Source organism: Streptomyces sp. NPDC002690, assembly GCF_053592415.1.
This window is the reverse complement of the sequence record NZ_JBSFVR010000015.1, coordinates 43061-51959: the sequence shown is the minus strand read 5'-3', so window position 1 is coordinate 51959 and position 8899 is coordinate 43061. Positions and strand designations below refer to the sequence as shown.

Genomic DNA, 8899 nt, shown 5'->3' with positions numbered 1-8899 from the left:
CGCGAAGATGCTCGGCGAGTTCGCGTACGAGGAGATCATCCTGCCGCTCCGGCAGCGGTCGCCCGTCATGAGGCGGCGGGACCCGGGCTCTGCTTCCCGGGCCGGGGGAGATTCCCGTGCCGGTCACGCCCCGCGTGCGTCGTACTCCGCCCGCGCGGCCTCGACCGCGTCCACCTGGTGCTCGGACCAGCGGGCCAGCTCCCACACGCGCCGGGCGGCCTCCTGGCCGAGCGGGGTGAGGGAGTAGTCCACCCGGGGCGGGATCACCGGCTGCGCGTCCCGGTGCACGAAGCCGTCGCGTTCCAGCGTGCGCAGGGTCTGGGACAGCATCTTCTCGCTGACGTTCTCGATGGTGCGGCGCAGTTCGCTGAAGCGGTACGGGCGCTCCAGCAGGGCCGCCAGCACCAGCACGCCCCAGCGGCTGGTGACGTGTTCCAGCACGATCCGGGACGGGCACATCGCACGGTTCACGTCCGCCTCGCGCGCCGCCGCCGCCACGAGCTGTCCAGGGGTCTCCGTACGTACCGTCATGCGACCACCTTACTTCAAAGTGGGTACTTCCCCAGAGTAAGTACACCCCCTAGGGTGAGTGGAGTAAACAACAGCAAAACACCCCAACAGGCCCCATCAACCCGTTCGGGGCAGTGCTACACGAAGGAGAACCACCCCATGAGCATCGTCGTCACCGGAGCCACCGGACAGCTCGGACGCCTGGTCGTCGAGCAGCTGCTCGCCACCGTCCCGGCCGACCGGATCGCCGCGGTCGTACGCGACGAGGCGAAGGCAGCCCCGCTCGCCGCGCTCGGTGTCGAGCTGCGGGTCGCCGACTACGACCGGCCCGAGACGCTCAAGGCGGTCTTCCACCCCGGCGACCGGGTTCTGCTGATCTCCGGCAGCGAGGTCGGCAAGCGCGTGGCGCAGCACACCGCGGTGATCGACGCGGCGAAGGAGGCGGGCGTGGCGCAGCTGGCGTACACGGGCGTGCTGGGCGGTCCGGCGGCCGATTTCCTGCTGGCCGAGGAGCACAAGGCGACCGAGCGGCTGATCCTGGACTCCGGTCTGCCGTACACCTTCCTGCGCAACGGCTGGTACACGGAGAACTACACCGCCAACCTGGCGCCGGTGCTGGCGCACGGCGCCGTGGTGGGCAACGCGGGCGAGGGCCGCATCGCCCTGGCGACCCGGGCCGACTTCGCCGCCGCCGCTGCCGCCGTGCTGACCGGCGAGGGCCACCTGAACACCGCGTACGAGCTGAGCGGCGACACCGCCTGGTCGCTGGCGGAGTACGCGGCCGAGATCTCCCGGGCGACCGGCCGGGAGATCGCGTACCAGGAGGTGCCCGCCGCCGTGCACCAGGAGATCCTGGTCGGCGCCGGACTGCCCGCGGGCTTCGCCGAGATCCTGGTCGACGTGGACGAGGCGATCGGGCGCGGTCTGCTCGCCGGCACCAGCGGCGACCTGGCCCGGCTCATCGGCCGCCCCACCACGCCGGTCTCCGTGACGGTCGCCGAGGCCGTCGCCGCCGCCTGACCGCCCCGCGCACGGGTCACCCACGAGGCGCACGCGGGCCGCGCACGGGCCGCGCACGTCCGGAAGGCGCTCGCGTCATGACCGTCGCCGCGATACGGCAATGACGCGGGCCCTCTTCCGGAGCTACCTTCATGGCGTCGGCGACCGCGCCGGCACCTGCGTGAAGGAGGCCCCGTGGAGGGGAAGGACGAGCAGCGGGCAGGGCTGCTCTACGGAATCGGCGCCTATGGGATGTGGGGCCTCGTCCCGCTCTTCTGGCCGCTGCTGAAGCCGTCGGGCGCCGCCGAGATCTTGGCCCACCGGATGGTGTGGTCGCTGGCCGTGGTCGGCGTCGTCCTGCTCGTACTGAAGCGTTGGGCGTGGATCGGCGTGCTGGTCCGCCGGCCGCGCAAGCTCGCCCTGATCACCGCCGCCGCGGCGGTGATCACGGTCAACTGGGGCCTGTACATCTGGGCCGTCAACAGCGATCACGTGGTCGAGGCGTCCCTCGGCTACTTCATCAACCCGCTGGTCACCATAGCCATGGGCGTGCTGCTCCTCGGCGAACGCCTGCGGCCCGCCCAGTGGATCGCGGTGGCGACCGGATTCGCCGCCGTGCTGGTCCTCGCCGTCGGATACGGCCACCCGCCGTGGATCTCCCTGGTGCTGGCCTTCTCCTTCGCGACGTACGGCCTGGCGAAGAAGAAGGTCAACATGGGCGGCCTGGAGTCGTTGGCCGCCGAGACCGCGGTCCTCTTCCTGCCGGCCCTCGGCTTCCTCATCTGGCTCGGCGCGCGCGGCGAGACCACCTTCACCTCCGGCGGGGGCGCCGGACACGGACTGCTGCTCGCGTCGACCGGCCTGGTGACGGCGGTCCCGCTGATCGCCTTCGGAGCGGCGGCGATCCGGGTACCGCTGTCGACCCTGGGCCTCCTGCAGTACCTCGCGCCCGTCTTCCAGTTCGCGCTGGGGGTGGCGTACTTCCACGAGGAGATGCCGCCGGAACGCTGGGCCGGATTCGCACTGGTGTGGGTGGCGCTGACGCTGCTGACCTGGGACGCGCTGCGTACGGCGCGACGCGGCCGGGCGGAGGCGCTCCGGCTCGCGGCCACGGTCGCGGCGGCCGGGGCGACGGCGCCGTCGGCCGCCGCGACCGGTACGGGCATCACCGCTCCCACCGGGACCCCGTCCGAAAATTAGTTACCCGGTTGCGTTTTTACCTCGGTTGCGTTTCCCTTGGGTGCCCCACCCCCGCATCCGAGGAGCAGCCATGACCACCGACGTACTGATCGTGGGCGCCGGCCCCACCGGCCTGACCCTGGCGTGCGACCTCGCGCGCCGGGGCGTCGGCGTACGGATCATCGACAAGTCCGCCGACCATCCGCGCAGCTCACGGGCGAAGGGGCCGAACCTGCGGTCGCTGGAGGTCCTGGCGAGCCTCGGGGTGGCCGACGAGGTGCTGGCCTCCGGGTCGCTGCCGCTGCCCATGCGCAAGTACCGCGACCATCTCCCGGTCGCCGACTTCGATCCGTACGCCGACCCGGCCCCGGCCCCCGCCTCCGCCTTCGACTGGCCGCGGCTGATCGCCCAGTGGCGGCTGGAGGAGATCCTCCGCGACCGGCTGGCGAAGGACGGCGTCCAGGTCGAGCCGGGTACCGAGCTGACCGGTCTCGACCAGCACGCCACGGGCGTGACCGCGACTCTCGCCGACGGCGGGACGGTCACCGCCCGGTACGTGGTGGGCTGCGACGGGGCGCACAGCCCGGTGCGCAAGCTGCTCGGCATCCCGTTCACCGGCGAGACGCAGACCGACCAGGTGATGGTCTGCGGTGACGTCGAAGTCGACGAGGACGCGCTCCACCGAGGCATCTGGCACCAGTGGTTCGACGCCACCGGCGCCGTGATGCTCTGCCCGATCCCGGGCACCCGGGCGGGCTGGTGGTTCCAGGCGGGGCCCGAGCGGGACGCGGCGGGGGTGCCGCAGCCGCCGACCGAGGAGGGCTTCCGCCGTCTCCTCACCCGGCACACCGGACTCCCCGGCGAGGTGCTCCGCCGCGCGACCCTGCTCTCCACGTACCGCGTCAACGTCCGGATGGCCGACCGTTTCCGGGACGGCCGGGTGCTGCTCGCCGGGGACGCGGCGCACGTCCACTCGATCGCGGGCGGGATGGGCATGAACACCGGCATCCAGGACGCCTTCAACCTCGGCTGGAAGCTCGCCCACGTCCTGACCGGCCTCGCCGCCCCGGCCCTGCTCGACACCTACGAGGAGGAGCGGCTGCCCGTCGCCGCCTGGACCCTGGACTTCACCTCCGAGCGGCTCGCGGAGACGATGGCCGCCATCCGCCGCCCCGGCGGCGGGCTGGACTCGGCGACCGCCCCGGAGGCGAGCGGGCTGTCGACCGGCTACCGGTGGAGTTCGCTCGCCGCCGGAGCCCCGGAGTCGGGGCCCCGGGCCGGGGACCGGGCGCCCGACGCCCCGTGCCGCTCGGTGGCGACCGGTGCGCCGGTCCGGCTGCACCACCTCTTCGCCGAACCGCACCCGACCCTCCTCGGCTTCGGCCCGGAGAGCGAGGAGAGCCTCCGCGAGGCGGTGCGGACGTACGGCGACGCCGTCCGCGTCCACCGGGTGTACGGCGCCGAGGAGGCCCACGCCCCCCACGAGGCGCCGGGCGCCCGGGCCGGGGTGATCGACCACGAGGGGCTGGCCCGCGCCGCGTACGAGCCCGGCGCGGACGGCACCGTCGTGGTGGTGCGCCCGGACCACCACGTCGGACTCGTCGCCCCGGCGGCGGACCCGGCCCGGGTGCGGGAGTACCTGGCGCTGCTCTGCGGAGGCGCGGAGGCGGTCACACCCCGGGGGTGACGGGAGCCGGGGGCCGGCGCACGGGACGGCGACTGCCGGTGCCGCTGGGCCGAACGGGCGTCGAAGGATCGTTTCAGCGGTCCCCCACCGGTTCGCCCCCGTCCTGTCCCGGGCAGACCAAGGGCACCCCCCTCCTCGGCGGTTCCGCCGCATCCTCCCCCTCGGCCCCGGCCCCCACCGGCGCACCGCCTCCCCCCGCGGCGCGCGTGCGGTACCCCTCCCGGACACGCGCCCCTTCGGGCCTTGCCCGCGTCTCGTACACGCGTCCGACCGGCACCGCGCACAGGAGGCGGGGACTCCGGTCCGCTCCGGTACGCGCTTCCCCCACGGCGCGTACCGGGGCCATTCATCCGAGATCACCGCTTTCCGCCGCCCGGCCGCCTGTCCGCCTCCCCGCAGCGACAGGAACCTGACCGTCGCCCCAGGTCAGGGCCGTCCGGCGAAAAGCCGATCTCCCTACGCTGGAACCATGCATTCGTCACCCGCGCCCGCGCACACCCGGGTCGCGCACACCCTCGTCGCCACGGACCTGGACGGCACCCTGCTGCTGCCGGACGACTCCGTGAGCCCCCGCACGCACGCCGCCCTCCGGCGCGCGGCCTCGGCCGGCGCCCGGCACATGATCGTCACCGGCCGGGCGGTCCCGGGGATACGCACCCTCCTGGCGGAGCTGGACTACCGGGGCCCGGTCGTCTGCGGGCAGGGCACCCAGGTGTACGACGCCGAGTCGGCCCGGATGCTCCGCTCGGTGCCGCTCGACCGGGAGCTTGCCGACATGGCACTGGGCAAGATCGAGGCCGAGGCCGGCCCGGTCTTCGCCGCCGTCGACCAGGACGGCCCGGCGGGGCTGACCCTCATCGAGCCCGGCTACCGGATGCCGCACCCGACGCTCCCCGCCCAGCGGGTCGGCCGCCGCGACGACCTCTGGGCCGAGCCCGTCATCAAAGTGATGGTGCGCCACCCGGAGCTGACCGACGACGAACTCGCCGCTCTCGGCCGGGCCGCCGTCGGCGATCTGGCGACGGTCACCATGGCCGGCCCCGGCACGGTCGAGCTCGCCCCCTACGGCGTGCACAAGGGCACCGGGCTCGCGGTGGCGGCGGAACTCCTCGGCCTGGACCCGGCGGACGCCATCGCCTTCGGCGACATGCCGAACGACCTGCCGATGTTCGGGCTGGTGGGGCACGGGGTGGCGATGGGCAACGCCCATCCGGAGCTGAAGGCCGCCGCCGACGAGGTCACCCTGCCGCACACCGAGGACGGCATAGCGGTGGTGCTGGAACGCCTCTTCGGCTGAACGTCCCACGGGCCTGCGGGACTTCGGCGGGCTCCCTCCGGGCGCGGGCCCGCGGAAAACTCCGTACGGGCCCGGCCGGCCGGTCCGTACCATCGCGCCCATGCCCTCACTCGTCCCTCCCTCGATCGCCGCGGGCGCCCTCTCCGCCACCACCCAGCCGACCCTCCGGCTCGGCGGTGGGGTGGAGCTGCGCCCATGGCTGCTCACCGACGCCGAAGCCGTGCGGACCGCGTTCGAGGACCCGGAGATCCAGCGCTGGCACCTGCGCCGCGCCGACTGCGTGGACGAGGCCCGGGGGTGGATCGAGCAGTGGCGCGAGGACTGGGAACGGGAGACCGCGGGACACTGGGCGGTGGCGGACGCGCAGGACGGACGGCTGCTGGGCCGGCTCTCGCTGCGCGACTGGGACCTGGAGTACGGCTGCGCCGAAGTGGCCTACTGGACGACCCCGGCCGCCCGGGGGCGCGGGGTCTGCACCCGGGCGGTGACCGGATGCACGGAGTGGGCGTTCACCACGGCCGGGTTCGACCGACTGGAACTCAGCCACTCCACCGCCAACCCGGCCTCCTGCCGGGTCGCGTCGAAGGCCGGGTTCGTGGCGGAGGGAATCCGCAGGGCGGCCGGCCGGCACCTCGACGGTCTCCACGACATGCATCTGCACGGACGTATCCGGCAGGACTGAGGCTCCTCCGCCACCGCCTTCGGGCGTGGCCCGGCATCCGCCCCTCAGCCGAGGCCCGCCCCCGCCTCGGCCTCCGCGCGCGGCTCCCCGGCCGCCACCGCGCCCGGCCCCCGCAGCACCACGGCGACCAGCGCGGCGATCGCCGCCTCGTCCTGGGGCGGCTTGCGCAGGACGTGGCGGTAGTAGACCGGGCCGTAGAGCAGCTCGACCATGAGCCGCGGATCGGCGTCCGCCCGGATCTGGCCCCGCTCCTGGGCGCGGGCCAGCAGGGTGACCGCCAGTTCGACCCGCGGGTCGACGACCCGCTCAGCGAGCTCCCGCGCGAGGTCGGCGTCGTGATGGAGCTCGGAGAGTATGCCCGCGTACGCGGGCCCGTACGGGGGCGAGCCGAGGAGCCGTACCGCCAGTCCGATGTGGACGCGGAGGTCGGCCTCGATGTCCCCCGTGTCGGCGAACGGGGCGGCGTCGGACAGGACATCGGTGAAGATCTCCATCAGTATGCCGCTCTTCGCCGGCCACCACCGGTAGATCGTCTTCTTGCTGACACCGGCACGGGCGGCGATGGCCTCCACCGTCATGCGCCCGTAGCCCCGCTCCGTGCAGAGCTCCAGGGCCGCCTCCAGGATCGCGCGTCGGGACCGTTCGCTGCGTCGCACAGAACTCGGCAATGCGCTCATTCCGTGAGCATAGGGCGCCTCTCACCACTCCTTGTTGACAGGTCGTCGCCAAAAGTCGAACATGAGCGAGGCGGAAACGGAACGTACCGTGTCGACTCCGCTGTTCGCACCGTTCGTGCCGTTCGTGCCGCGACGAGCCGATCGGGGGACGGCTCGGCCGGCCGACGGTACGGACGGCCCGGAGCCGATCACCCCGATCCCCTGTTCCAGCCCGGTCCCGACGAAGGATCACCGACGCTGGTTACCACTAGGGCGTGTGTCGCAAGTCCCGCCTGTCCGGCGGCGTCTGGCACGCACGCTCGCCGCGTTGTCGGGATCACCCCGATACATCCAGTATCGGGGCGACCCTCCGCCTTGCGATCGCACGCACCAGACGTCGCCGGACCCGCCCTCCGGGCGGACGGCGCCACTTTCGACACACGCGCCCTAACGGTCGGCGTTCGCCGCCCGTACGAGGGCGTCCCGGGTCACCGCGCCGACGTAGACCTTGCCCTCATCGGTGACGAGGGCGTTCACCAGGCGCGTGCTGAAGACCGTGCCGGATCCGAACTTCCCCGAGGCCTTGTCGCCGAAGGCGTCCAGCAGCGAAGAGCTGTCCTTCGCCGACGACAGCCCCTGACCGCCGGGCACTTCGGCCCGCAGGATCGTGGTCCAGCCCTCCCCCAGCATCTTCGTCTTCAGGCTCCCGGCGCTCCCGGCACCGTCAGCGCCCTCCAGCTCGCCGAGGCCGTCGAGGCCGCCGGGCAGCAGATCCGCGAGAGGTCCGCCTCGCCGGCCGGCCGTCTCCTGGCCGACGGCGTCCTCGGCCTCGGTCACCTTGGCGCCCTTGGGCGGGGTGAAGTCGAAGGACGAGGCGTCGGGCTTGCCGAAGTCCACCTGGGTGAAACCGACGTTGACGGCCGCCTTGCCCCCGGAGCTGGGGGTGAGGGTGAACCGCAGGGGTACGCCGTTGTCCGCGTCCACCGCGATCCGTACGGAACCGACGGTGGAGCCGGACTGCTTCGGCTTGATGAGCAGCTGGTACGCGTCGCGCCCGGCCACCCGCACGGTGCCGTCGACGGTGACCGAAGTGGTGTCGCCGACCGCCTTCAGCGCCTCGTCGGCGAACTGCTGGGGCGTGCCCTCCGCCGCGTCCCCGCTGGAGCCGGCCTCGTGCCCGGCGGCACCGGTCTTCGCGTGGAAGACCTCGCCGGAGCCGCTGTCGTAGGCCCAGACCTGGTCGGCGTCGTGGATCAGGCTGTACTCGGAGGAGTCCTGCAGGACCGTCAGCCGCTGTTTGTCGGGGCCGTCGGCGGCCACCTTCAGGGTGTGCGTGCCCGAGGCCAGTTCGGTCAGCCGGTCCTCGGGGGCGGCGCCGGACGATGCCCCCGCGCCCTGCCCGAGGGAGCCGACGAGGCCGCCGAGCGAGGGGATGCCGAGGTCGGTGGTGATCTTCACGGTGCCGGAGAGCCGCTGGGTGTCCGAGGCGGCGATCTTCTCGACGAGTTCCCGCGCGGTGATCTTCGGCAGGTCGGGGTCGCCGCTGTCGGCGAGTGCGGGGACGAGTCCGATGGTCGCGGCGGCCACTCCCGCCACCGCCACGGGGACGACGGTGCGGGATGCCTTCCGGCGGATCCGGTCGGCGCGGGTCGCCGCTCCGGCGGGGCCCCCGGTGGTCGCGCCGTGGGTCTCCGAGCTGTCGATGGGTGCCATGTGTGCCCTACCTCCGTGGTCGGCGGCTTCCGTCACTACGGTCGCGCTCGTCCACTCCTGCCGCGCTTCTCACCCGATGGGGTCAGAAGGAGTGGTTGTTCTCCATCTGACCTCATCGGGCGGACTCACGCGTCAGCCCGCGGAATCAACCCCGCCTACGGCTCGGGTATGACATC

General features: G+C 73.2%; 8 protein-coding genes. 5 read left to right on the top strand and 3 right to left on the bottom strand.

Annotated elements, in window-relative coordinates:
* Nucleotides 1–123 precede the first annotated feature (123 nt).
* Complete coding sequence (locus ACWD3D_RS04140) at nt 124–531, bottom strand: winged helix-turn-helix transcriptional regulator (protein ID WP_451459366.1); 408 nt, start codon at nt 529–531, stop codon at nt 124–126.
* Nucleotides 532–669: 138 nt separating this feature from the next.
* On the opposite strand from ACWD3D_RS04140, the gene ACWD3D_RS04135 reads away from it, so the two are divergent.
* From ACWD3D_RS04135 to ACWD3D_RS04115, 5 genes are all read left to right on the top strand, one after another.
* The gene (locus tag ACWD3D_RS04135; protein WP_451459365.1) at nt 670–1530 is read left to right on the top strand and encodes an SDR family oxidoreductase; all 861 of its coding nucleotides are present in this window, start codon (nt 670–672) and stop codon (nt 1528–1530) included.
* A gap of 174 nt (nt 1531–1704) precedes the next feature.
* A complete protein-coding gene (rarD, locus tag ACWD3D_RS04130; protein WP_451459364.1) occupies nt 1705–2709 on the top strand; it encodes an EamA family transporter RarD in 1005 nt (334 codons plus the stop codon).
* 70 nt (nt 2710–2779) lie between these two features.
* Nucleotides 2780–4375, top strand: coding sequence for an FAD-dependent monooxygenase (locus tag ACWD3D_RS04125; RefSeq protein WP_451459363.1), 1596 nt, complete (start codon nt 2780–2782; stop codon nt 4373–4375).
* 469 nt (nt 4376–4844) lie between these two features.
* Nucleotides 4845–5672 (top strand): HAD family hydrolase, encoded by an 828-nt coding sequence (locus tag ACWD3D_RS04120; protein WP_451459362.1) that lies wholly within the window; start codon nt 4845–4847, stop codon nt 5670–5672.
* Nucleotides 5673–5772: 100 nt separating this feature from the next.
* On the top strand, nt 5773–6354 hold the full coding sequence (locus tag ACWD3D_RS04115; protein ID WP_451459361.1) for a GNAT family N-acetyltransferase: 582 nt from the start codon (nt 5773–5775) through the stop codon (nt 6352–6354).
* Between the two features lie 44 nt (nt 6355–6398).
* On the opposite strand, the gene ACWD3D_RS04110 is transcribed toward ACWD3D_RS04115, so the two are convergent.
* Together ACWD3D_RS04110 and ACWD3D_RS04105 are read right to left on the bottom strand one after the other, a co-directional pair.
* Nucleotides 6399–7031 (bottom strand): TetR/AcrR family transcriptional regulator, encoded by a 633-nt coding sequence (locus ACWD3D_RS04110; protein ID WP_451459360.1) that lies wholly within the window; start codon nt 7029–7031, stop codon nt 6399–6401.
* Nucleotides 7032–7457: 426 nt separating this feature from the next.
* Nucleotides 7458–8723, bottom strand: a complete 1266-nt coding sequence (locus ACWD3D_RS04105; protein WP_451459359.1) for a LolA family protein — start codon at nt 8721–8723, stop codon at nt 7458–7460.
* Nucleotides 8724–8899: the final 176 nt, after the last annotated feature.